This is a genomic window from Virgibacillus necropolis (genome assembly GCF_044793635.1).
In the GTDB taxonomy this organism is placed as follows: domain Bacteria; phylum Bacillota; class Bacilli; order Bacillales; family Amphibacillaceae; genus Virgibacillus_F; species Virgibacillus_F necropolis_A.
This window is the reverse complement of sequence record NZ_CP084992.1, coordinates 1,050,609-1,074,352: the sequence shown is the minus strand read 5'-3', so window position 1 is coordinate 1,074,352 and position 23,744 is coordinate 1,050,609. Positions and strand designations below refer to the sequence as shown.

The window sequence follows — 23,744 nt, the reverse complement described above, 5'->3', positions numbered from 1 at the left end:
AAAAAAGGGTGAAGTGGCATAGAATGTGCCACTTCACCCTTTTGTAAAAGGCTCTTAATATCTTATGCGGACATGGAATCCGTTATTTTAATTAAATGATCCTAATTCAAGGCTAGTAGGACACTGAGTACGTTATTTACGAAAAAACACAAGGAAATTACTGCTTTTATACAAAATAGCGGAACCTATGTCCGCGAACATTGGGAATTTACCCATTTTGTCACAAATAACGGATCTGATGTCCGCCAAGCCCGGATTATGCAAACCCGGATTGTCCCTATCTTCTCATCTGTAGTTTAAATTTGTACTTATCAGCACTGTAAGCTGAATTTACAAATTCAAGTGGGGTTACATTTTCATCTGATAAGTAGCTGGTTCGATGCATGATCAAGATTGGGTCGCCTTTTTTGAGGTTAAGGCTTTCAATTTCGAACTTATTTGCCAAGGCAGACTCGATGACCTGATCACCATATGCAATAGTAAGATTTAGCTTTATTTCAATATAATTATAAAAAGATTCTTCAACATTTTTTTGACTTAAATCCCCAACCAGTCGTTTAGGGGTATAGATTGTTTCCACTGCAATGGGAGATTCATTTGCGTACCTAATTCGTTTGATTTCATAAACTTCTTCATTTATATCTAATTGTAAGGTTTCGGCGATTCGCTTATTTGCTTCAATCAGCTGAAAACTAATAATTTTATTGGAAGGGGTTAATCCACGTTCTCGCATATCTTCACTAAAACTAGTCAGCCCTTGTAAATCCTGCTCGAACTTTTTCTCTGAAATGAATGTTCCTCGTCCTTTTTGACGATACAGCAATCCTTCAGAAGCCAAGTTGTTAATCGCCTGACGTACAGTCATACGACTAATATCATATCGTTCCGCATACTCACGTTCAGACGGTAATAATTCACCTGGTTTTAGTTTTCCGGCAGTAATCTGTAGTCGGATTTCCTCTTCAAGTTGATAATAAATGGGCAATGGTGAATTTTTATTGATCATGATAATCTCCTTCCAAAACTAGGTTCGATCACGTTTATTACTTGAATTTTATCAAAGTATAAACAAGTTGTATATACCTATATAAATGTATAGACAACTATATATTTATATGCTAACGTTAACGATAGAAAGGGTTGACCCATAATGATTAAGGATCGCGTATTAATTATTAATAACACGAGAATTTATATGGAAAATAAAATAATAGAAGACGGATCTATTGTAATTGTAAATGATAAGATCCAAGCAATTCATCATGATAAAGTTACCCCTGCAGATATACCTCAACATGCAACGGTTATTGATGGAACCGGTAAAAGCCTGATTCCCGGTTTTATTGATGGGCATATACACGGGGCGAACGGTGCTGACGTGATGGATGCTACGGAAGCGGCCCTTGATGCGATTTCTGAGGTGCTTCCGAAAGAAGGGACAACCAGCTATCTTGCAACAACCATTACCCAATCAAAAGATTCAATTGAGTCTACACTTAAAAATGTTGCTAATTATCCAAGTAAATCAGGATATGCAGAAGTAATTGGTGTCCACTTAGAAGGCCCGTTTATTGAAAAAAGCAAGGCAGGAGCACAGCCACTTGAACATATTTTGAAACCGGATATTGATCTGTATCGCCAATGGCAGAAGGCTGCTAACAATATGATTAAGACCATCACAATGGCGCCCGAACATGATCCTGAAGGAACATTTATTAAGTTCCTACATCAATCTGGTGTGAATGTTTCAGCTGGCCATACGAAAAGTGGGTTCACTGATATGAATGAAGCGGTAAAACATGGTGTAAGACAAGTTACCCATATTTGTAATGCAATGTCAGGAATTCATCATCGGGATATTGGTGTAGTTGGAGCTGCTTTGCAGAATGCAGAATTACGTGCTGAATTAATTGCAGACGGGATTCACGTATCGCCTGAAATGATGCAATTGATTTATGACAATATGGGAAGTGAGCGTCTGATATTGATAACTGATGCAATGCGTGCAAAATGCCTGAATGCTGGAAATTATGAGCTTGGAGGGCAACCTGTTATTGTTTCGACTGATCGCGCAGTATTGGAAGATGGGACATTAGCTGGCAGTATTTTGAAAATGAATGATGGAGTTAAAAATATGCTGCAGTTATCACAAGTAGCAATCGGGGATATTATCGAAATGGCTTCGGTAAATCCTGCTAAGCAAATTGGAATTTTTCATAAAAAAGGGAGTATTGAAGCCGGAAAAGATGCGGATCTTTTACTCGTTGATGAAACGTTAACGATTCATCACACCATCTGTAGAGGAACTATTGCATATAAGGAGGTATAGCTCTATGAATGTATTAAAAGTAAAGAATTACGATGAAATGAGTGAAAAGGCTTGTTCTATTTTATTGGATAAAATAAACAGTGTACCACATCCTGTTTTAGGACTGGCTACTGGATCAACACCAGAGGGATTATATAAAAAATTAATTGAAGAATATCGTAGTGGAGAAGTTTCATTTAAAGATACAACTACCTTTAATTTAGATGAATATATTGGTCTTTCGATGGATCACCCTAATAGCTATCACCATTATATGAAGGATCATCTATTCCAGCATATTGATATAGATATGGAGAAAGCTCATGTTCCAAATGGGGATGTGACAGATGTTCAATCAGAATGTAAGGATTATGAAAAAATAATCCATGAGAATGGGAATATTGATATACAAATCCTTGGAATAGGGACAAATGGTCATATTGGTTTTAATGAGCCAGGAACCCCTTTTACAAGCAGGACACACATTGTAAATTTAGCTGAATCAACGCGCCAGGCAAATGCTAGATTTTTTGGTTCGATAGAGGATGTTCCAACCAGAGCTATTACCATGGGAATTGAAACGATTAGGGAAAGTAAAGAAATTATTGTTCTCGTATCTGGAGAGAAAAAGGCCGAGGCACTATCTAGGTTCATCAATGGCGATGTTAGTGAAAGCTTTCCAGCGTCTATTTTACAGAAACATAACAATGTGACGATTGTTGCCGATGAGGCAGCGCTATCCAAATTGTAAAAGTCCATCAAAAGCGTTTAAAACGCTCTTGATGGATTTTGTTTCTATCTATCAATCTCAATATAAGCATGATCTTTATCCTCAATCGATACTTGATTACTTGTTAGATCCACAACCCAATCCTTAAACTCCTGTACATGTTTGGTTTTTATGTACATATGAAATACAACTTGCTCCAAATAATCTATCTTAGATAATACATGTTCTGATGTGCGGAATACATTTTCCAATTTTCCTAGCAGTCCATAATCCACGGTCACGAGCAAGCCCTGCATTAATTGACGTTCTACTACACCAGTGGCTTTTATAACATCTGATGCAGACCCACCATAAGCTCGAATTAATCCGCCAGCTCCTAATTTAATTCCGCCAAAATAACGTGTCACCACAATGACGGTGTCTTTCAGTTGTTGTTTTTTCAAAACCTCTAGGATAGGTACACCGGCCGTACCGCTGGGTTCACCATCATCATTTGCTTTTTGTATGTGATCGTGTTCTCCAATTATATAGGCAGAGCAATTATGATTTGCATCATGAAATTTTTTCTTGAGTTCGTTAATGAAGGAACGTGCTTCATCTTCCGTTTCTACACGTTTTACATGACCGATAAAGCGGGACTTTTGAATGACAGTTTGATTAGATCCTTCTTTTTTAATGGTATAATAATTAGATAGCATGTAGCATTTAACCTCCTATGTTAACATTATTACAAATGGGGGTATAAGTGCAAATAAAGAACTGGTAGCAAAAACCTATACCATTTTCCTAGGAAAAAGAATAAAATACCATTAAGTATGCTAAAAGACCCTAATAAAAAAGTAATACGATTCGAAATATATATACATAGGTTGGTGAGAGAAATGGTGATGAAGACATCCGAAAGAGCCTTAGATGGCATCATTGATGAAATGGTCGAGGTTGTTGAAAACAGCAAGGATGAAATTTTTAATATTAGTGAAGAATCTCGGAAAGAGTACGAGCTTTTGACACAAGAATTGCTGGAAACCAAGAACCGAGTCATAGAGCATATCACTAATGGAGATCAGCTTGAACAAAAGGTGCGATTTTCAAGAAGGAAGCTATCAGAGGTAAGCAAATACTTTGAACGCTATTCTGAAGCTGAAATACGACAAGTATATGAAAATACGCATGCCATGCAAACCGACCTTGCAATGATTCAGCAACAAGAAAAAGCATTACGTGAAAAGCGTGATGATCTTGAGCGACGCTTACTTGTATTAGATCAAACAATAGATCGGGCTGAAGGATTAGCCGGCAAAATCACAGTAATTTTAACCTATTTAAATGATGATTTTAAACAAGTAAATGAATTAATTGAAGATGCAAAAGAAAAACATCAATTTGGCCTGAAAATAATTGAAGCACAGGAAGAAGAGCGTAGGAAAATATCAAGAGAAATTCATGATGGACCTGCTCAAATGCTTGCGAATATTTTGCTTCGGTCTGAAATAGTCGATCGTACATTCCGCCAAGGCGACTTGGATCATGTGCGAAAAGAGATTAGTAGTATGCGTAAAATGATTCGAACTTCTTTATATGAGGTACGCAGAATTATTTACGACTTACGACCAATGGCGTTAGATGATTTAGGATTAGTGCCTACATTAAAAAAATATATTGCTAATGTTGCAGATTATACAGGGCTCAAAATTGAATTTATTGCGATCGGAAATGAACGGCGTTTTAATCAGAAATATGAGGTTGCTTTTTTTCGCCTCGTTCAAGAATCAGTTCAGAATTCGATTAAACATGCTGAAGCAACACACATTATGGTTAAATTAGAAATAAAACGAAATAACCTGGTAATGATTGTTAAAGATAATGGCCGCGGCTTTGATCCAAACATAAAAACCGATAATTCTTTTGGGCTGATTGGAATGCGTGAAAGAGTGGACATGCTTGATGGCACATTTAAAATAAACTCTATTATAAATGAGGGGACTGCTATATTTATTAGCGTTCCGAATAAAGAATAGGACAATATCGTAAAGATGTGGTATAGTCAGAATTATAAGACTTAGGAAAGTTAGGAAATAATTCCTACTACATGAACCAAAAAGTTTATGTATACTGAATTTATACCGTTATAAATAGAGTATATTGAAATCATCTACGTAATAGGGAGAAACAGATAAATAGTAAAAACCTTGTAGGAGGAACAAAATTGATGGTAAAAAAAGATCTTACAAAAATCGCGTTAATAGATGATCATAAACTCTTTCGCGAAGGGGTTAAGCGTATACTGGAGTTTGAATCTTCTTTTGAAATAATAGCAGAAGGTGACGATGGAAATGTTGCAGCACAGCTAGTTGCCAAGCATAAACCTGACGTAGTATTAATGGATATCAATATGCCTGATATGAATGGGGTACAGGCGACTGCAAATCTAGTAAGACATCATCCGGATACAAAAGTTATCATTTTATCGATTCATGATGATGAAAGCTATGTTACACATGCATTAAAAACTGGTGCACAAGGCTATCTATTAAAAGAAATGGACTCAGATTCACTAGTTGAAGCAATTAAGGTTGTTAGTGATGGTGGATCATATTTACACCCACGAGTAACCCATAATTTAGTTCAAGAATTTCGCCGATTAGCAAAAGAGTCTCCTGCCAATAGATCTGAAATAGGAGCTGATTACCGTAAACCATTGCATTTGTTAACTCGTCGTGAATGTGAAGTTTTACAGTTATTAGCAGAAGGTAAAAGTAATCGTGGGGTTGCAGATTCGTTGTATATCAGTGAGAAGACAGTTAAGAACCATGTTAGTAATATCCTTCAAAAGATGAATGTAAATGACCGAACACAAGCAGTTGTAGCAGCAATCCGTAAAGGTTGGGTAGAGATAATATAACCATTTAACTGTATACAAACAATTTGTTTTGTTCCTCATTCTTATCGTTATTACGATTTATGCCCTGATGCGTGTTGTGTCAGGGCATATTTTTATTATGAAAGAGTATAAAACTTTGGGGTTTATCTGTCTAGCTCCAGCGCCTAGCCCGCCTGAGGTTTTAAGTCAAATCTCTTTGTGATAAAAATCATCACTAAGAGATTCGTCTTAAACTTGTCGGGGCTGACCAAGGCGCTTGCGCTTTTCTTGAAAGGAAAGAAAGTATAAAATTAACCCCTACTACAGTAAAGGTAACTGTGGTAGTTTCTATGTATGGAGAAAAATATTCTGAAACGAATCTTTTTTGATAACTACAATCATTGGGAAACATTCAAGAAGAAACACAGAGAAAAAATCCGCCCAGTCGTTCTGAAGGAGGTAGAAAAATTTCAAGGCTGTGGAGATATGAAAAATGGATTCAAACTCTTTGTTTGCGAGGGCTGTAACGACGTACATAAAGTAGCATTCCGGTGTAAAGGGCGTTTTTGCACGACCTGTTCTATTGGGGAAAGTGAAGAGTGGAGCCGATTATTAACGGAAGACGTTTTACAGGTAAATCATCGGCACATGATTTTTACAATCGATGAAGGGTTACGGGAAATATTTCTTTTACACCGTCATCTTTTGAAACCGCTAATGGATGAGGCAGCTAAATTAATTACAAACTTTTTTCAAAAGAAGGCAAAGGTGACACCAGGTATCATTTCCGGATTACACACATTTGGCTCCAGGGTAAATTTTAATCCCCATGTCCATATGTTGGTAACCATGGGAGGGATAACGAGAAAAGGAAAATGGAAGGACTATGATTATATCCCTTTCCAAATGCTTCGAAAGCAATGGCAAACGGTGGTATTAAAGTTAATCCGTAGGAACTTAACCAAACAGGAAAAGAGGCGTGTACAACCACGACTGCAAAAGGCTTTTTCCGAAAATGGGGAAGGCTTCTATGTGCATGCGCCGAAACAGAAGGGGAAAATAAAGGAACAACTTCGTTACATTGGCCGTTATATTCGTCGACCAGCGATTGGAGTCAATCGGATCGAGGCATATGATGGACAACAGGTGACTTTTAAATACATCGATAAAACAGATGGGAAAGAAAAGCATGAAACGCTGACGGTGGAAGCCTTTATCAGTCGTTTGATTCGTCATATACCAGATGACCAATTTAAAACAATACGCCACTATGGTATGTATTCAAGAAGAAGTAAACGTCTAAGTAAGAAGCTATTAAGTAAGTGGCAAGAAGGAAGGCGGCGTTGGATCATAAAAGTGTGGAAAACAATACGCCGTCAAACATGGAGAGAACGTGTTATCGCTGGTGGACAAAAAGATCCCCTAATATGCCCGCACTGCAATAATTATTATGTGTATCAGGGAGAGGTCTGTCTTGAGAATGGACAATTAGAAATAAAAGTAGCTTTAACCAAGGAAGCAAGAAAGTACTTAGAAAGGGTGATAGCTTATTACACACCAATCCAAAAACCGCAAAAAAGGGAAAAAGAAAAAGGGGAACGACCACTTAGCGAAAAAGAAAACGAAAATCAACTTTGTTTGTTTAACGTGTCATGAGGAAGAAAAAATACCTTATGATGTAGTTAGAGATTTTGATTTGATGGATGGCGGTGATCCAACGGATCCGCCTCAGTTTAGATGCGAACATTGTGGTGGAGAAATGTATCCAGAGTATTACAAGGGAATACATGGCCAGGAATACAAACTAACGGATGTTCTCTAGCACAGAAAAGGACCGGGCGGTCTATGCCCGGTTTTTCTTATTATGGATTTAACACTGTCCTTCATGTAAACTAATTATATAAATAAGAGGAAAAGTTTTTGAGGTGAGTAGTATGAAGGTTGCTGTAATGACAGACAGTACAGCGTATATACCAAAGCAGCTCCGCGAAAGTGAATCGATACATATGGTACCGCTTAGTGTTGTTTTTGGAGAAGTGTCTTATCAAGAAGAAGTGGATCTGACAACAGACGAATTTTACCGAATGGTGAAGGAAGCGGAGAACTTACCAAAAACATCTCAGCCCTCCACTTACGCTATCGAGGAAAAACTAACAGAGCTTGCGGTTCATTATGATGCAGTTATTTCGATTCACCTGTCAAGTGGAATCAGTGGAACATATCAAGCAATTGTTAGTGCTTCAGAAATGGTAGATGGAATTACAGTATATCCTTTTGATTCTGAAATAAGCTGTTTGCCACAAGGATTCTATGCGTTAGAAGCCGCAAAAATGGCTGAAAATCATGAATCTCCTGAAGCTATTTTGGATCGTCTTGATCAAATGAAACAGTCCATGCGGGCTTACTTTATGGTTGATGATCTAAGTCACTTGCAACGTGGTGGAAGATTGAATGGTGCACAGGTACTTGTTGGAAGCCTACTGCAAATTAAACCAATTTTACATTTTGTCGATAAAGTGATTGTTCCATTTGAAAAAATCAGAACACGTAAGAAAGCACTTAATCGGATAATTGGTATGCTTGAAGAAGATATTAATGGAGGAAAACCACTTCATGTGGCTATTATTCACGGTAATTGTGAAGAAGCTGCATTGGTCATTAAACAAGACCTAGAGGAAAAGCATCCTTCTATTGAATGTCACATTAGCTACTTTGGTCCAGTTATCGGCACTCATCTAGGACAAGGTTCGATTGGTATAGGATGGTATACGAAATAGGAAATAGTTGGAACTGCCTGGTAACGGGTAGTTCTGAATTATAACTTAATAGGAGTGAACATAGTGAAAAATCCCCCTCATGCTGATAATCTGCAAGAATCAGCCCTCGCTAAACGATATGCAGGTAAACTATTACTGCGAACAGAAATACCCATGGATGATTCTGCGTTTGAACACCTACTTAACCAACAACAATTCTCTCCACACACAACGATCATAAAAAAGTTTGGCTTTCCTCAATGTGTTAGGTGCAACAATCAAAAACGATCATTATTTGGACTAATCCCTTGTCATAATTGCAACACCCCCCATTTTTATTGCCGTAAATGTATTGAAATGGGTAGGGTACTAGAATGCCAATTTCTTTATAGTTGGCGCGGCATTGAACCTATTTGGCCGATCCATGAACACCCTTGCAGCTGGAATGGGGAGCTGACTGAGCGTCAAAAACAGGCTAGTGATCGAATTTCACACGTGATACTTAATCATGAATTGGAGCTCTTAGTTTGGGCAGTTTGCGGTGCAGGGAAAACCGAAATGCTGTACGAGGGCATAAGCCATGCGCTAGAGGCGGGAAAGCGGGTTTGTTTAGCAACACCACGGGCAGACGTTGTACGAGAACTGCTGCCACGATTCCGTGAGGCTTTTTCTGCTATCCATATTCAGGGTTTATATGGCGGAAGTAAGGATAGTGATGGTACTGCGCAACTTATTCTAGCCACCACTCATCAGCTGCTACGTTTTCAATCTGCTTTTGATGTGATGATTATTGATGAGGTTGATGCATTTCCATTTCATGCTGATCCTTCTCTTCCATACGCCACAAATCGTGCAAAAAAGGATACTAGCACAACGATATATTTGACTGCCACTCCACGTATTAATCATCGTAAACGAATCTCGAGAAATAAATTAGCACATATCTTCGTACCTGTTCGATTTCATGGAAATCCCCTGCCTGTACCTACAATGGAAATGTGTTTCACATTACGAAAAAGTTTACGAAACTATCACCCTCCTACTGCCTTTTTTACCTGGTTAAAAAACAGAAAAACACCGGGTCGTCAACTATTAATTTTTGTGCCGACCATTAATCTAGCAAAACAAATGAAGGCTAAACTCGCGAAAAATCTATTGGTTACTGGCGATATAAAATCTGAACGAGAACTGATTACTGTCCATGCCTCTGATGCGAATCGAGAAGAGAAAGTTATTCAGTTTCGTAACAAAGAAATTTCGATATTAATCACAACAACAATTTTGGAGCGAGGCGTAACCTTTCCATCGGTTGACGTTGCCGTGATTGATGCCGGCCACACGGTGTTTGACGAAGCTGCATTAGTACAAATATCAGGGAGAGCTGGAAGAAGTTACGATGACCCGCATGGCGAAGTGGTATTTTTCCACGATGGCAAAACCAATGCAATGGTACAAGCAATACATTCCATTAAATCAATGAACAAAAGGGGAGGTTTTAAATAGGATGGATTGTTTGTGGTGTAACGAGGAAATTATCTTAACAATGACGTGGAGCAACTTTTTATTATTACCGACGCAGAGAGCGTTGTGTGTAAATTGTGCGGAAGGTCTCGAGATTATTAGTGGATCCCGTTGTTCTATATGTAGTCGTTCCTATGACGAAGCTATTTGTCCTGATTGTCAAAAGTGGCGGAAGCAAACAAATGGAGAAGATATCATTTTAAAGAACTATTCCATCTATACATACAACACGGCGATACAAGCTATGATTACAAAATGGAAATACCGTGGTGACTATTGTTTGGGTGACATATTTAAGGATTCATTTATAAAAAGCTTTGAGGATGTATTCGGTTTTCTAGCAAAAGAATCGGTTCTAGTCCCAATTCCCCTAAGTCAAGAAAGATTAAATGAACGGGGGTTTAATCAGGCAAAAATGCTGACCGATTTTTTACCAATGGAAAAAAGGGAAATCCTCACACGAGTTCATGGTGAAAAACAATCAAAGAAAACACGATACGAACGAATTACAGCACAGAATCCATTTTCCCTTAACGAAACAGTTAAAAAAGTTGTAATTCTTGTCGATGATATATATACAACAGGTACAACTTTACGGCATGCAGCGAGACTCTTGCGAGAAGCGGGATGTCCTGGCGTATATACGTTTACGTTAATCAGAGGCTAGTTGCTATATGGTATACTAATGTATGATAAGGAGAATTATGATGGGCGAATTAGCGAATTGCACTCGATGTAATGAACTGTTTGTAAAAACATTAAAAGATATATGTAAAAATTGTTATAATGAAGAGGAAAATGCGTTTCAAAAAGTCAGTCGATTTTTACGTTTGAAAAAAAATAGAGAAGCAACCTTACCTGAAGTCGAAGAAGAAACTGGTGTAAGTGGTCAATTGATAACAAAATTCATTAAAGAAAAAAGACTTTTGACGTCACAGTTTCCGAAGCTTGCTTATCCTTGTGAAAAGTGTGGTAATAATATTAATACTGGTAAATTATGTACGGCATGTGCGGATGAGTTATTGCGGGACTTAGATAGTGAAACGCAGGTAGCAGAGCGAGTAAAACTTTTAAAGGAAAAGGAAAATAAGCAGACAATTTATTATTCCTTTAAGAAGGATCAATAGACTTTACATTTTTAGTAATTGAACCGATATAAGATATAAGAAGAAAGTATACTGGAATAGAAGGTAAAGAATGAAACAAAAGAGGTGAATATGAATGAAAATAAATGGAGCTAACCATACAAATTTTAATCCATATAAAAATCACATACAGAAGCAAACCGATGTAAGCAAGGAAGTAAATCAAAAGGACCAGCTACAGATTTCAAGTCAAGCTAAGCAATTGCAAGGAAACGAAAAGCCTAGTGGCGAACGTGCGGCTTATGTGCAAGAAATAAAAAATGCTGTTCAGTCTGGTGATTATAAAGTGAACCATGAAAAGACTGCAAGTAAGATGATTGCATTTTGGAATAAACATCAATAAGGAGGGCGAAATTTTGTCCCTACAAACTATTATAAAATCGCTGGAAAAGCTCGTAATGTTACATGATAGTCTTCTATCCATTTCGGAACAAAAGACAGTTGCTATTAAAGAAGGAAACATGGAGAATTTACAACCTTTACTTGTTAAGGAGCGTAAGCATGTTCAAGCTTTGGAACAAGTGGAAACAGCCCGACTAAAGGATGTAAAGGATTGGTTTGAAGTAAATAATTTTCAATCCGAAGACCAAACCATTACGACTATGCTGGAAATGCTGGAAGATAACGAACAGCAACAAATGCTGGCGGATATAACAACCCAACTGACCCATTCCGTTACAAATCTAAAGCGACAGGAACAGTTAAATCAGACACTTATTCAGCAATCATTACAATTTGTGGAGTTATCATTAGATATGATGAACCCATCTATAAATAATTTAAATTACGGAAGCACAAAGGAAACGGAATCGACGAAACGATCAGTATTTGATTCTAAAGCGTAACGTTTCCTTGAGAGGAGTAAGGTAATGAGTACATTTCACGGACTTGAAATGGCGAAGCAAGCTTTATTTGCCCAGCAATCAGCGCTATACACGACAGGTCATAATATCGCAAATGCAAATACACCGGGATATTCAAGACAACGGGTCAATTTTGAAACAACATCACCATTCCCAACAGTGTCTAGAAATCGACCTGAGATCCCAGGACAGTTAGGGACAGGCGTTCAAGCAGGATCTGTGCAACGGATAAGGAATGAATTCTTAGATTATCAATATCGAGCGGAAAATAGTAAGGCAGGTTACTATGGAACGATGTCGAATGCACTGGGGCGTCTGGAAGGATTAATGAACGAACCTTCCGAAAATGGTCTTGCAAAAACGATGGATCGATTTTGGCAATCTCTACAAGACTTATCAGTTAACCCAAAGAATTCAGGTGCAAGATCTGTAGTTGCGCAGAGGGGACTTGCTGTAGCGGAAACGTTTAACTACTTTTCTGATTCAATTAACTCTATGCGGGGTGACCTGAAGAAGCAGATAGATGTGACATTAAAGGATGCAAACTCGTTAATCAGTCAGGTGGATGCGTTAAACCAACAAATAAAAAATATCGAAACGAACGGCTTTTTGCCGAACGATTTATATGATGAGCGTGATCGATTAATCGATGAGTTGTCTAATATTGTTAATATCCAGGTTGACTATTCTAAAAGTAGTGATGGTTCGTTAGCTATGGCTGATGGAGTAGCGACGATTAAGTTGGTTGATAAGGAAGGAAACCCTTTAGGTGTTAATTTGGTTAATGGAGAAGACGGAACACATCAGGAATTTTTCGTGACATACTCTGATGACAAACTGAATGCTGTAACAGGAATAAACGTGGGTGGACAGGTGAATGAAGCAACAGGGGAAGTAGAAGGCGGAACAAATATACCATTGGAAAATGTAACTGGGTCATTAAAAGGCTTTATTGACTCTTATGGTTATGAGGATACTAATGGGTCTATAAAAGGTACATATACAGAAATGCTAGCAAGTTTAGATAAGATGGCATTTGAATTTGCAAAAAAGTTTAATGATGTTCATGATGATGGGAAAGACCTAGCAGGAACTTGGGGAGGAGCATTTTTTACTACTAATGGCAATGACTTTGATGAACTAGACTCTACAAAAGAAAATTATTCTGGTTCAGCAGCATCAATTACGGTGAACGCAGCAATCGTGGAAGACCCTGATTTAATTGCTGCTAGTGAAAACGGAGATATGGGAAATGGTGCTAATGCGAGCCTATTAGCAGACGTGTTTGAAACACCATTGGATGGACTAGGGAAGAACACATCTGCAAAAACCTTTTATGAATCATTGATTGGTGACCTGGGTGTTAATGCGCAGGAAGCAAATCGGATGGCTGAAAATACAGGGGTCCTTAAGGCACAAGTGGAGAACCAACGCATGTCTGTAAGCTCTGTTTCTCTTGACGAAGAAATGGCAAATATGATTAAGTTTCAACATGCATATAATGCTGCAGCACGCAGTTTGACGGCTGCTGATGAATTATTAAATCGTATTATCAATAATTTGGGTATTGTAGGAAGGTAGGGTAAGAGATGCGGATTACACAAGGTATGCTATCTAGTAATATGCTCAATAACTTATCCAACAGCTATTCTAAAATGGGCAACTATTTAGAACAGTTGTCAACCGGTAAGAAAATAAATCGTCCTTCTGATGATCCTGTGATCGCAATGAAAGGCATGAATTATCGTTCACAGGTCATTGAAGTTGAACAATTTCAGCGTAATACAACTGAGGTTCACACGTGGATGGATAGCTCAGACGCCGCTTTGGACAAGGCGACAAAAGCATTACAAAAAATGCGTGAATTAGCAGTTCAGGCCAGTAATGGTACATATGATCCAAAACAGCGGGAAAGCATCATGAAAGAAGTAGAGCAACTAAAGGAACATATGATAGATATTGCCAATACGAATGTGAATGGAAAGTTTATTTTTAATGGTACGAAAACAGATACAAAGCCAATTAAGGTAGATGAGGAAACTGGTAATTTATCATATGTTCAAGATGGTAGTCCTGTCATGATCGAAGTTTCTAGTGGCACGAAACTTCAAGCTAATGTCGCAGGATCAGAAGTTTTTAGTGAGGATTTGTTTACAAAAGTTAATGACTTTATTGATGCTCTTGATCGAAGTGACCAAACGGATATTGAAAATAGCATTGGTACATTAGACGGCAGTATAGATAAAATAATCAATGCTAGGGCTGATTTAGGAGCACGAATGAACCGTCTGGAATTAATTGAAGATCGATTGAGTTCACAACAAATTAGTGCAAAAAGCATGATGTCTAAAAATGAAGATATTGATTATGAAAAGGTAATAACAAAGTTGATAGCACAAGAAAGTGTACATCGTGCTGCATTATCTGCAGGGTCACGTATTATTCAACCAACCTTATTAGACTTCTTGCGCTAAGGTACAAGTTTTAGCCCTGACCACTTAAAATTATTGGTGGGTCAGGGTTTTCGTTTTAGCAGATTTATCTGCATAAGTGCAACTAAGGCTTTCGCCATTAAAAACTTGGCGAAAGCCAAGTTTTCTAATCAGCAAGGAAAGTATAAACGAAAGTCTGTCTAGCTCCAGAGCCCAGCGACTAGTGGACTTCCTTCACCTCCGTACGATAAGTCAACATCGGTTCGCATTAGCTCACCGTGTTTCCTTTATCTCCTGCGGTTCAATCCAGTCCATACGTCGCTTAACGGGCGCTTGCGCTTTTCTAATCATGATTAATTAAGGGGAGATGGCTCCATGCAATTACCTCAAATTCGGATGCAGTCGCAAATGGCTCACATTAACATTCAGCAAACGAGTGGTAAGCAAAGAATTCGTCAGCCTGAAGCATCGCTATCCATTCAACAACCAAAAGCTGAAATGACGATAAGTACAACTCCTTCAAAGCTTGATATCAATCAGACTCAGGCATGGGAAGATATGAATATCATGCACATTTCGAAGCGCATTGAAAAGTTTGCAAATGAGGGAATCCAGGCTGCAAATGAAGGAACTGCAAGACGTGTGCGGCAAGGTGACGCGTTGATGAGAATTGAAAATAAAGGGAATCCTATTGTTGGCCAAGCCATTCAGAATGCGTTTGATGGAATGAAGAAAATTGGCATAAAATTTATCCCCTCTATGTCAGCGGTGAAAATTAATTATCAGCCGGCTGAAGTAAACATCAATGTAAATATAAATAAACCGATTATTAAAGCTGAACCCCATAAACCTCAAATTCAGTTTATCCCAGGTTCGGTTGATGTCAGTATGCAAAACTATCAAAGTTTAGAGATTGATTTTGTGAATCTATTTTCCAATAAAAAGGTTTAAAGGACGGTAATGCCAAAATGAGAATTCAGACAAAATATTTAGGTGAAGTTGAATTAGATGAAGAGCAATTAATCAGTTTCCCCAGTGGATTGCCAGGATTTGCAGAAGAAACAAGGTTTGTTTTACTGGATTTACTGGGGAATCCAGTGTTTCAAATTTTGCAGTCTGTAGCTACCCCAGATGTCGCATTCGTTGTTGCAAATCCATATCACTTCTATCTAGAATATGAATTTGAACTGGATACAAATGTAAAAGAAAATCTACTAATCAGAAGTGAAAAGGACGTAACTGTACTTTCAATTGTTACATTAAACGATCCATTTGAGAAAAGCACGCTAAATTTGAAGGCGCCTGTAATTATAAATCCGACTACCAAACGAGGTAAACAATATATTTTAAATCACGAAGACTATTCTACGAAATCATTGATCACACAACCTAATTCCTCTGAAGCGAAGGGAGTATAGTCATGTTAGTCCTTACTAGAAAACTAAATGAATCCATTCAAATCGGGGAAGATATTGAAATCAAAGTATTAGGAGTCGAAGGTGACCAAATAAAGCTTGGGATAGATGCACCAAAATCTATTGATATTCACCGGAAAGAAATATATATAGATATACAAGAACAAAATAATGCAGCCGCAAATCTTTCTGCTGATTTGATAGGACTTTTAGGAAAAAAGAACAATAAAAAATAATTAAACAATTGGATAGAAAGTCCGATATAAAAAGAAATAAAAGTATGGGGAGTTGCTTGGGAAATGAGGCTTGAAAAAAGCAGTGTGACTGGTTCACAACCCTTGCAAAGTGAAACATACAACAGGCAAACTACATCTGCAAATGACGGAACCATTGAAAAGACTAGTGTACATCAAAAGATTGAGCTGCATGATCAAGGGATAATTAATAAGGAAAACATCGAAACAATTGTCTCTAAGTTAAACGGACTTATTGAACCATTACGAACCAATCTAAAGTTTGAGTATCATGAAAAGCTAGATGAATACTATGTGACCGTAATAAATCCTAAAACTGATGAAGTAATTAAAGAAATTCCTTCAAAAAAAATGCTCGATATGTACGCCGCAATGGCTGAATTTATGGGTTTACTAGTGGATGAGAAGGTTTAAGAGGAATATTCTCGATGCGTCGTGAATTGGTATGCAAGCGTTGAAACAGGTGGCCAGTATACATCGTTGACCCAAATTAGTATCACAACATCAAGTAATTATACTGATGGTGATAATTAATCATTGACGAGGACGAGTTAAAAAGGTATTAAGAAAAGGAGTGTAAATATGTCTTTGAATAAACACTATCAAACCTATCAAAATAATGCAGTGAATACTGCCTCTGGTGCGGAGCTAACCATGATGCTTTATAATGGTTGCATTAAGTTTATTAAACAAGCAAAGAAGAACATGAATGAAAAAGACTATGAGGCAAAAAACGTTAATATTCAAAAGGCGCAAAGTATTATTCAAGAATTAATGTTGACCTTAGACCCGGAAATAGAAATTTCCAATCAAATGCTACCACTCTATGAATATATGCTTCATCAATTAAAAGAGGGCAATATTAAAAATGAACCGTCTTTATTGGATGAAGCGTTAATCTACGCAGTTGAATTTAGAGACACATGGAAAGAAGTCATTTTAAAAACTGGTCAAAACCAATATGCACAAGGCGCTAAAGTTTAATGAGTAGATTAAAGGCATTATTCGAGATCACAAAGGAATTGGAAGGTGTTTTGAATCAACCTATCACTTCTACTAATAGGGAAGCAATTATCGAACAAATTAATCTGTTAATCGAGAAAAGAGGCAGTTTAATGGATGACGTAATTCCTCCCTTCTCGGAAGAAGAAAAAATGATAGGTAAAAAGCTCGTAATTATGAATGAAGCTATTCAATCTAAAATGGTGGAAGTACTGAATGTGTTAAAGGTAGAAATGAAACAGCTCAAAAAACAAAAAAAGTCTAATCATAACTATATTAATCCGTACAAAGATGTTAGGACAATGGATGGAATGTTTATGGATAGTAAAAAATAAGTAAAAACTCCTAGCTTTTTTAGGAGTTTTTTATTTTGGGATAAATGACTGTCAGACAGCGGTTTAGCAAGCATCGACATAATTTAACATCAATTTCCATGAAATTTATTAAGTTTAAGCAGGAATTAGACAGGGTATCGTAGAATAAGTAAATACATAAGGATGAAAGGAGGACACTTTTATGAAATACAACATTCGTGGTGAAAATATCGAGGTGACAGGTTCAATACGTGATTACGTCCAAAAGAAAATAGGTAAGTTAGAACGGTATTTTGATACACCTCCAGCTTCTGATGTACATGTAAATTTAAGTGTCTATAATGATGAGCAGAAAATAGAGGTAACAATTCCAATGACGAACTTATTGCTTCGTGCGGAGGAACAGCATATTGATTTATACGCTGCCATCGACCTTGTGGTGGACAAGTTAGAAAGACAAATCCGCAAATATAAAACAAAAGTAAATCGTAGGTCTCGTCAGAATGGTGCTGCAAAACACATTTTTGCTGAGCTTGAAAAAGAAAATTTAGATGAATTAGAGGAATCTGAAGATATAGAAATTGTAAAAACGAAACGATTTAATCTAAAACCAATGGATTCCGAAGAAGCAGTATTGCAAATGGATATGTTAGGACACACATTTTATGTATTTACTAATGCCATATCTGGTGATACTAATGTTGTATATCGTCGAAAAGACGGACGGTATGGAATCATTGAACCAAATATGTAATAGTTGATAAGATTCAAGGCGATCCCGTTCTAAAGCGGGGTCGCTTTTTTGGTTTTTGGTGAGAAGGAAAGTACCGGAGTGTATGTCGGTTTTACTATACATTCAGGAGTATATTGCAATTGTTGTCGAATTTTGTAGAACGCTTTACCAAATTTAGATTTCAGACTACAAATATGAGGCTATTTTGTTTAATAATGGAGATTTATTAGGTTGATGTACAATTTTAAAGTGAAAAATTTGTCGAATGCATTCCCAAATTTCAAAAATGGCAATTAGCCTTTTATTTCTAATTTATGGTATAAATAGGTATGCAATAAAGGGGGGGATGTTTGTGAATGATCAGAACTGTATCTCATATGATTCGCTAGCTATTAAAGTGCGGCAACAGGAGGAAACGATTACACAATTACTTGTCATCATTGCAGCAACAAATCGTAAACTTTCTGACCTCATTGAAGCGCAGAATCTATCGAATCATTCTCTTACCCATTCATGACTTTCTCCCCATGTATGGAATCTCCAATTTTCCACCAAGGCCCTCAATATACCTCATAGTGAAGAGTTGCTCATCCTCGGGCAACTTTTTTTTTTCACTTACGTTTGTACATCGCTGAACAGTTACCTCCGCTTTTCTCTGTCCAGCTGCGCGGGCTAGCGGTTCGTGACGTAAGCAATTGACACTCCGAGCACCAATATCATGTGCTCTACGGTCCCTTGCTTACGCATTTCACCGCTGAGCAAGCCCGCTCCGCTTTCCTTGTCTAGCTGGGGCTCCTAGAAGCTGCCGACATAAACAATGAACACTCTGAACGTTTAAGCCCTTGCGTTCTTCGGTCCCTTGCTTATGCGTCTGCTTCTGAACAGTCGACTCCGCTTTTCGTACTAGTTGTCATACTTGTTTATAAAGTGTTATTATTGATGGTGGGAAAAAGTATTAGATAAAGAGATGAACAATATTGAGGAGCGTTAATTATGCCTGGATTATTAACAAAAATTTTTGGTGATGGTAACCAAAAACAGCTTAATCGTTTACAAAAGACTGTAGATAAAATCGAAGCAATAGAGGCAGAGTATGAAAAATTAGCAGATACAGATTTCCATAAAAAAACAGATGAATTTAAAGATCGATATAGAAATGGTGAATCCCTTGATGACATGTTGGTTGAGGCATTTGCGGTTGTACGCGAAGCTTCGAAACGGGTCTTAAAAATGCGTCCATTCTCTGTACAGTTGATGGGTGCAATTGCATTACATCAAGGTAATATCGCTGAGATGAAAACAGGGGAAGGTAAAACACTTGCTTCCACTATGCCAGCCTACTTAAATGCAATTTCTGAAAAAGGTGTTCATATAATCACAGTCAACGAATACCTTGCAGAACGTGATGCTAAAGAAATGGGTGAACTATATCAATTTCTTGGTTTAACAGTAGGATTAAATGGTAATGGATTAACAAAAGAAGAAAAACGTGACGCTTATTATTGTGATATTACGTACGGAACAAATAATGAATTTGGTTTTGATTATTTACGTGACAACATGGTGCTTTATAAAGAGCAGATGGTACAGCGTCCATTGAACTTCGCGATTATTGATGAGGTCGATTCCATTTTAATTGATGAAGCCAGAACACCGTTAATTATTTCAGGTAGTGCACAGAAGTCCGCATCGATGTATCAGCAAGCGAATGGTTTTGTTTCAACACTACAAAATGAAACCGATTATACGTATGATGTTAAAACAAAAGGTGTTCAACTAACTGAAGAAGGTATCAATAAAGCCGAACGTTATTTTAATATCGAAAATTTATTTGATCTAAATAATGTGTCATTAACGCATCATATTAATCAAGCATTAAAAGCAAGAGCGTCAATGCATCGTGATACGGATTATGTCATTGAAGATGGCGAAGTTGTGATTGTTGACCAATTTACTGGACGCCTAATGAAAGGTCGTCGCTATAGTGATGGATTGCACCAAGCAATTGAAGCTAAAGAGGGTCTACAGATCCAAAACGAAAGCATGACATTAGCATCTATAACATTCCAAAACTTCTTTAGAATGTATCAAAAGTTATCCGGGATGACTGGTACAGCGAAAACAGAAGAAGAAGAATTCCGCAATATATATGCAATGGATGTAATAGCTATTCCAACTAATAAACCTATTGTGCGTGATGATAAGGCAGACATGATTTACAAGTCGATGGAAGGCAAGTTCCGTTCTGTAGTTGAAAATATTAAAGAACGCTACGATAACGGACAACCTGTTTTGGTAGGTACGGTAGCGGTAGAAACATCGGAGTTAATTTCACAGTTATTAAAAAAAGCTGGTGTGAAGCATAACGTATTAAATGCGAAAAACCACTTTCGTGAAGCAGAAATTATTGAAAACGCTGGACAACCTGGTTCTGTAACGATCGCAACAAACATGGCAGGACGTGGTACAGATATCAAACTAGGTGAAGGTGTAATAGAACGAGGCGGTTTGGCTGTAATTGGTACTGAACGTCATGAATCTAGACGTATCGATAATCAGCTGCGTGGTCGTTCCGGTCGTCAAGGAGATCCAGGTATGACGCAATTTTATCTGTCAATGGAAGACGAATTAATGCGACGCTTTGGTTCAGATAATTTGCGAAATATGATGGAACGTCTTGGCATGGACGATTCACAACCACTTGAAAGTAAAATGGTTTCTCGTGCAGTTGAGTCAGCGCAAAGACGTGTGGAAGGAAATAACTTTGACGCCCGTAAAACAGTCTTGTCCTATGATGATGTATTACGCCAGCAACGTGAAATTATTTACAAGCAACGTTTTGATGTAATTGATTCCGAAGACCTGCGTGAAATTATTGAAGAAATGATTAAGTCAACCGTTGAACGTGTTGTAAAATCACACATGTTTGATGACGAAGAAAACCAAGAACTTTCTTCCATTATAGATTATGTAAGAGGGAACTTATTGGATCATGACGATATAGCCGTATCGGATATTGAAGGTAAAGATACAGAAGAGATTATCGAAGTTATCCTTGATAAGGTAAAAGTTAAATATGATCAAAAAGAAGAAGAACTAACTTCAGAGCAAATGCGTGAATTTGAAAAGGTTATTCTACTTCGTACAGTTGATTCAAAATGGATGGATCATATCGACCAAATGGATCAGCTGAGACAAGGAATTCATTTACGTGCATATGGACAAAATGACCCATTACAAGAATATCAGGCAGAAGGATTCGCGATGTTTGAACAAATGGTCATCTCTATTGAAGAAGAAGTTTCGAAATACGTGATGAAAGCACAAATCCGTGAAAACCTTCAACGTCAGGAAGTTGCGAAGAATACACAAGCAGTTTCAGGCGGTGATGATGATGGTAAGAAAAAATCTAAAAAACCATATATCAAAAAGGAAAACATCGGCAGAAATGACCCTTGTCCTTGCGGAAGCGGGAAAAAATATAAAAATTGCCACGGAAAATAAATAGCTGACACTCCCATTACTTGGGAGTGTTTTCAGTGATATAAAAATAGTATTGAGGTGGATATTATGGAATTAGCAGAAATAAGAAATGAATTGGATAAGATGAATACACGAATAGAAGACTTTAGGGGGTCTCTTTGACTTAGATGTTAAAAAGGCTCGAATTGGCGAATTAGAATTAGAAATGACAGCGGGCGATTTTTGGGATGACCCACAAGTGGCTCAAAAAGTTATTAATGAAACAAATGGTATAAAAGAATCTGTCACCAGTTTTGAAGCGTTAGAGGAACGTGTGGAAAATCTTGAAGTAAGCCATGAGTTAGTGAAAGAAGAACAGGACTCCGAGCTTTTTCAGGAATTAGAAAAAGAATTAGCGGCATTGCGTACTGATATTAACCAGTTCGAATTACAAATGCTTTTGAGTGAGCCTTATGATGCAAATAATGCATTACTTGAATTGCATCCTGGAGCTGGTGGTACAGAATCACAAGACTGGGCAAGTATGTTACTGCGTATGTACCAAAGATGGGCAGAAGCGAAAAACTTTAAAGTTGAAACCTTGGATTATTTACCTGGAGATGAGGCAGGAATTAAAAGTGTTACTTTAAATATTAAGGGACACAATGCCTATGGCTATTTAAAGGCTGAAAAAGGTGTACATCGACTTGTTCGTATTTCCCCGTTTGATTCATCGGGACGCCGACATACATCATTTGCTTCTTGTGATGTTATGCCTGAGTTTGACGATGATGTTGAAGTAGATTTGAAAACAGAGGATATCAAGGTTGATACTTACCGGGCAAGCGGTGCTGGTGGTCAACACGTAAATACTACTGATTCAGCAATTCGTATAACGCATTTACCAACAAATGTTATTGTAACTTGTCAATCTGAGCGATCACAAATTAAAAATCGTGCAACCGCGATGAAAATGCTTAAATCAAAGCTATATCAATTAGAGATTGAAAAACAACAACAAGAACTGGATGATATACGTGGTGAACAAAAAGAAATTGGATGGGGAAGTCAAATTCGTTCCTATGTTTTTCACCCATACTCTATGGTTAAAGATCACCGCACAAATTTAGATGTTGGAAATGTGCAGGGTGTAATGGACGGGGACATTAACCCGTTTATTGATGCATACCTGCGCTCTCAAATAAACAAATAATAAAAATTGAATAGAGGTTTCATGTATGAGGAAATGGTTTTTTACACTTCTTTTAGTGGTGGCAATAGTGCTAAGTGCTTGTGGAGGAAATGATAGTGCTACAGTTGAACCAACAGATAATGCTGACAAAAATATGACAGAGGCCGAGAAGGTATTCCAAAATAATTGTGCAACTTGTCATGGTTCAGATTTGTCAGGTGGTGCGGGACCAGATCTGACAGAGGTTGGATCGCGTTATTCCAAAGAAGAGATTGCACAAATCATAAAAAACGGAAAAAATTCAATGCCGGCTGGATTAATAGAAGGCACGGATGTAGAATTAATTGCTTCATGGTTGGCGCAGAAAAAAAGTAAATAACATTTTGAACAAAGAAAAGATGGTCAATGGGGAAATGTCCCTTTTGACCATCTTTTTTTACATTTTATGAAGTACAAGCGCAAAACTATAAATTTAAATGATAGTCAATAAGTTACTTAATTTTATTAGAAAACTTGGCATTCGCCAAGATTTTGTGGCGAATGTCATAGTTGCGCTTATGCAGATAGGAAAGTTTATACTTGCTTATCTGTCAAAAAGTTACAATAAAGTAAAAGGATAGATGCATTTGAAACACAAATGTAATATTTCTATGCCCAAAATTTATGACGAAAGATGTTATACTATAAAAGAATTACTCAAAAAAAGTAGAAACGTCATATTACAAGGATGTTGTGCTTAAGAAAATTCCTATCTAGA

General features: G+C 37.4%; 26 protein-coding genes. 24 read left to right on the top strand and 2 right to left on the bottom strand.

Features of this window, described 5'->3' with window-relative positions; all coding sequences use genetic code 11:
* Window positions 1-277: 277 nt before the first annotated feature.
* Entirely contained in the window at window positions 278-1,006 is a 729-nt protein-coding gene (locus LG329_RS05410; protein WP_404454336.1) for a GntR family transcriptional regulator, read from the bottom strand.
* A 144-nt stretch (window positions 1,007-1,150) separates the two neighbouring features.
* Between LG329_RS05410 and nagA the strand changes: the two genes are divergently transcribed.
* Together nagA and nagB are read left to right on the top strand one after the other, a co-directional pair.
* Complete coding sequence (gene nagA / locus LG329_RS05405) at window positions 1,151-2,329, top strand: N-acetylglucosamine-6-phosphate deacetylase (protein WP_404454333.1); 1,179 nt, start codon at window positions 1,151-1,153, stop codon at window positions 2,327-2,329.
* A gap of 4 nt (window positions 2,330-2,333) precedes the next feature.
* Complete coding sequence (gene nagB / locus LG329_RS05400) at window positions 2,334-3,059, top strand: glucosamine-6-phosphate deaminase (RefSeq protein WP_404454330.1); 726 nt, start codon at window positions 2,334-2,336, stop codon at window positions 3,057-3,059.
* Between the two features lie 44 nt (window positions 3,060-3,103).
* Here the strand turns inward: nagB and LG329_RS05395 are convergent, their stop codons facing one another.
* A complete protein-coding gene (locus LG329_RS05395) occupies window positions 3,104-3,736 on the bottom strand; it encodes a YigZ family protein (RefSeq protein ID WP_404454327.1) in 633 nt (210 codons plus the stop codon).
* 183 nt (window positions 3,737-3,919) lie between these two features.
* On the opposite strand from LG329_RS05395, the gene LG329_RS05390 reads away from it, so the two are divergent.
* The 22 genes from LG329_RS05390 (at window position 3,920) to cccB (ending at window position 23,366) form a co-directional block, all read left to right on the top strand.
* Window positions 3,920-5,056, top strand: coding sequence for a sensor histidine kinase (locus LG329_RS05390; RefSeq protein ID WP_404454325.1), 1,137 nt, complete (start codon window positions 3,920-3,922; stop codon window positions 5,054-5,056).
* Between the two features lie 191 nt (window positions 5,057-5,247).
* Window positions 5,248-5,940 (top strand): response regulator, encoded by a 693-nt coding sequence (locus tag LG329_RS05385; protein WP_404456412.1) that lies wholly within the window; start codon window positions 5,248-5,250, stop codon window positions 5,938-5,940.
* Between the two features lie 312 nt (window positions 5,941-6,252).
* Window positions 6,253-7,554, top strand: coding sequence for a transposase (locus LG329_RS05380; protein ID WP_404451027.1), 1,302 nt, complete (start codon window positions 6,253-6,255; stop codon window positions 7,552-7,554).
* 278 nt (window positions 7,555-7,832) lie between these two features.
* Window positions 7,833-8,675 carry a DegV family protein gene (locus tag LG329_RS05375; protein ID WP_404454323.1) on the top strand — a complete coding sequence of 281 codons (843 nt, stop codon included), beginning with the start codon at window positions 7,833-7,835 and terminating at the stop codon, window positions 8,673-8,675.
* Window positions 8,676-8,738: 63 nt separating this feature from the next.
* Window positions 8,739-10,157, top strand: coding sequence for a DEAD/DEAH box helicase (locus LG329_RS05370; protein ID WP_404454320.1), 1,419 nt, complete (start codon window positions 8,739-8,741; stop codon window positions 10,155-10,157).
* A 1-nt stretch (window position 10,158) separates the two neighbouring features.
* Window positions 10,159-10,842, top strand: a complete 684-nt coding sequence (locus LG329_RS05365) for a ComF family protein (RefSeq protein ID WP_404454317.1) — start codon at window positions 10,159-10,161, stop codon at window positions 10,840-10,842.
* A 40-nt stretch (window positions 10,843-10,882) separates the two neighbouring features.
* Window positions 10,883-11,302: a TIGR03826 family flagellar region protein gene (locus tag LG329_RS05360; protein ID WP_404454315.1), complete on the top strand. Its 420-nt coding sequence runs from the start codon at window positions 10,883-10,885 to the stop codon at window positions 11,300-11,302.
* 94 nt (window positions 11,303-11,396) lie between these two features.
* Entirely contained in the window at window positions 11,397-11,663 is a 267-nt protein-coding gene (gene flgM / locus LG329_RS05355) for a flagellar biosynthesis anti-sigma factor FlgM (RefSeq protein ID WP_404454312.1), read from the top strand.
* A gap of 13 nt (window positions 11,664-11,676) precedes the next feature.
* Window positions 11,677-12,165, top strand: a complete 489-nt coding sequence (locus LG329_RS05350) for a flagellar protein FlgN (RefSeq protein ID WP_404454310.1) — start codon at window positions 11,677-11,679, stop codon at window positions 12,163-12,165.
* A gap of 24 nt (window positions 12,166-12,189) precedes the next feature.
* Complete coding sequence (gene flgK, locus LG329_RS05345; RefSeq protein ID WP_404454307.1) at window positions 12,190-13,764, top strand: flagellar hook-associated protein FlgK; 1,575 nt, start codon at window positions 12,190-12,192, stop codon at window positions 13,762-13,764.
* Window positions 13,765-13,772: 8 nt separating this feature from the next.
* Window positions 13,773-14,657, top strand: coding sequence for a flagellar hook-associated protein FlgL (gene flgL / locus LG329_RS05340; RefSeq protein ID WP_404454305.1), 885 nt, complete (start codon window positions 13,773-13,775; stop codon window positions 14,655-14,657).
* 333 nt (window positions 14,658-14,990) lie between these two features.
* Entirely contained in the window at window positions 14,991-15,566 is a 576-nt protein-coding gene (locus LG329_RS05335) for a DUF6470 family protein (protein WP_404454302.1), read from the top strand.
* A 17-nt stretch (window positions 15,567-15,583) separates the two neighbouring features.
* Complete coding sequence (fliW, locus tag LG329_RS05330) at window positions 15,584-16,033, top strand: flagellar assembly protein FliW (protein WP_404454299.1); 450 nt, start codon at window positions 15,584-15,586, stop codon at window positions 16,031-16,033.
* A gap of 2 nt (window positions 16,034-16,035) precedes the next feature.
* Window positions 16,036-16,266 carry a carbon storage regulator CsrA gene (gene csrA, locus LG329_RS05325; protein WP_404454296.1) on the top strand — a complete coding sequence of 77 codons (231 nt, stop codon included), beginning with the start codon at window positions 16,036-16,038 and terminating at the stop codon, window positions 16,264-16,266.
* Window positions 16,267-16,329: 63 nt separating this feature from the next.
* A complete protein-coding gene (flaG, locus tag LG329_RS05320) occupies window positions 16,330-16,698 on the top strand; it encodes a flagellar protein FlaG (protein WP_404454293.1) in 369 nt (122 codons plus the stop codon).
* Window positions 16,699-16,866: 168 nt separating this feature from the next.
* Window positions 16,867-17,268: a flagellar export chaperone FliS gene (gene fliS / locus LG329_RS05315; protein WP_404454290.1), complete on the top strand. Its 402-nt coding sequence runs from the start codon at window positions 16,867-16,869 to the stop codon at window positions 17,266-17,268.
* Window positions 17,268-17,621, top strand: coding sequence for a flagellar protein FliT (locus tag LG329_RS05310; RefSeq protein WP_404454287.1), 354 nt, complete (start codon window positions 17,268-17,270; stop codon window positions 17,619-17,621). Before fliS ends, LG329_RS05310 begins: the two co-directional genes overlap by 1 nt.
* Window positions 17,622-17,802: 181 nt before the next feature.
* Window positions 17,803-18,354, top strand: a complete 552-nt coding sequence (gene hpf, locus LG329_RS05305; RefSeq protein ID WP_404454284.1) for a ribosome hibernation-promoting factor, HPF/YfiA family — start codon at window positions 17,803-17,805, stop codon at window positions 18,352-18,354.
* A gap of 331 nt (window positions 18,355-18,685) precedes the next feature.
* Entirely contained in the window at window positions 18,686-18,850 is a 165-nt protein-coding gene (locus tag LG329_RS05300) for a hypothetical protein (RefSeq protein ID WP_404454281.1), read from the top strand.
* A gap of 476 nt (window positions 18,851-19,326) precedes the next feature.
* Entirely contained in the window at window positions 19,327-21,837 is a 2,511-nt protein-coding gene (gene secA / locus LG329_RS05295; RefSeq protein WP_404454279.1) for a preprotein translocase subunit SecA, read from the top strand.
* A 66-nt stretch (window positions 21,838-21,903) separates the two neighbouring features.
* Window positions 21,904-23,008, top strand: a protein-coding gene (prfB, locus tag LG329_RS05290) for a peptide chain release factor 2 (RefSeq protein WP_404454277.1) whose coding sequence is annotated in 2 segments (ribosomal slippage) — window positions 21,904-21,975 and window positions 21,977-23,008 — 1,104 coding nt in all. Because the reading frame shifts where the segments join, the coding sequence is not laid out codon by codon here.
* A 25-nt stretch (window positions 23,009-23,033) separates the two neighbouring features.
* Entirely contained in the window at window positions 23,034-23,366 is a 333-nt protein-coding gene (cccB, locus tag LG329_RS05285; RefSeq protein WP_404454274.1) for a cytochrome c551, read from the top strand.
* The last annotated feature ends 378 nt before the right edge of the window (window positions 23,367-23,744 follow it).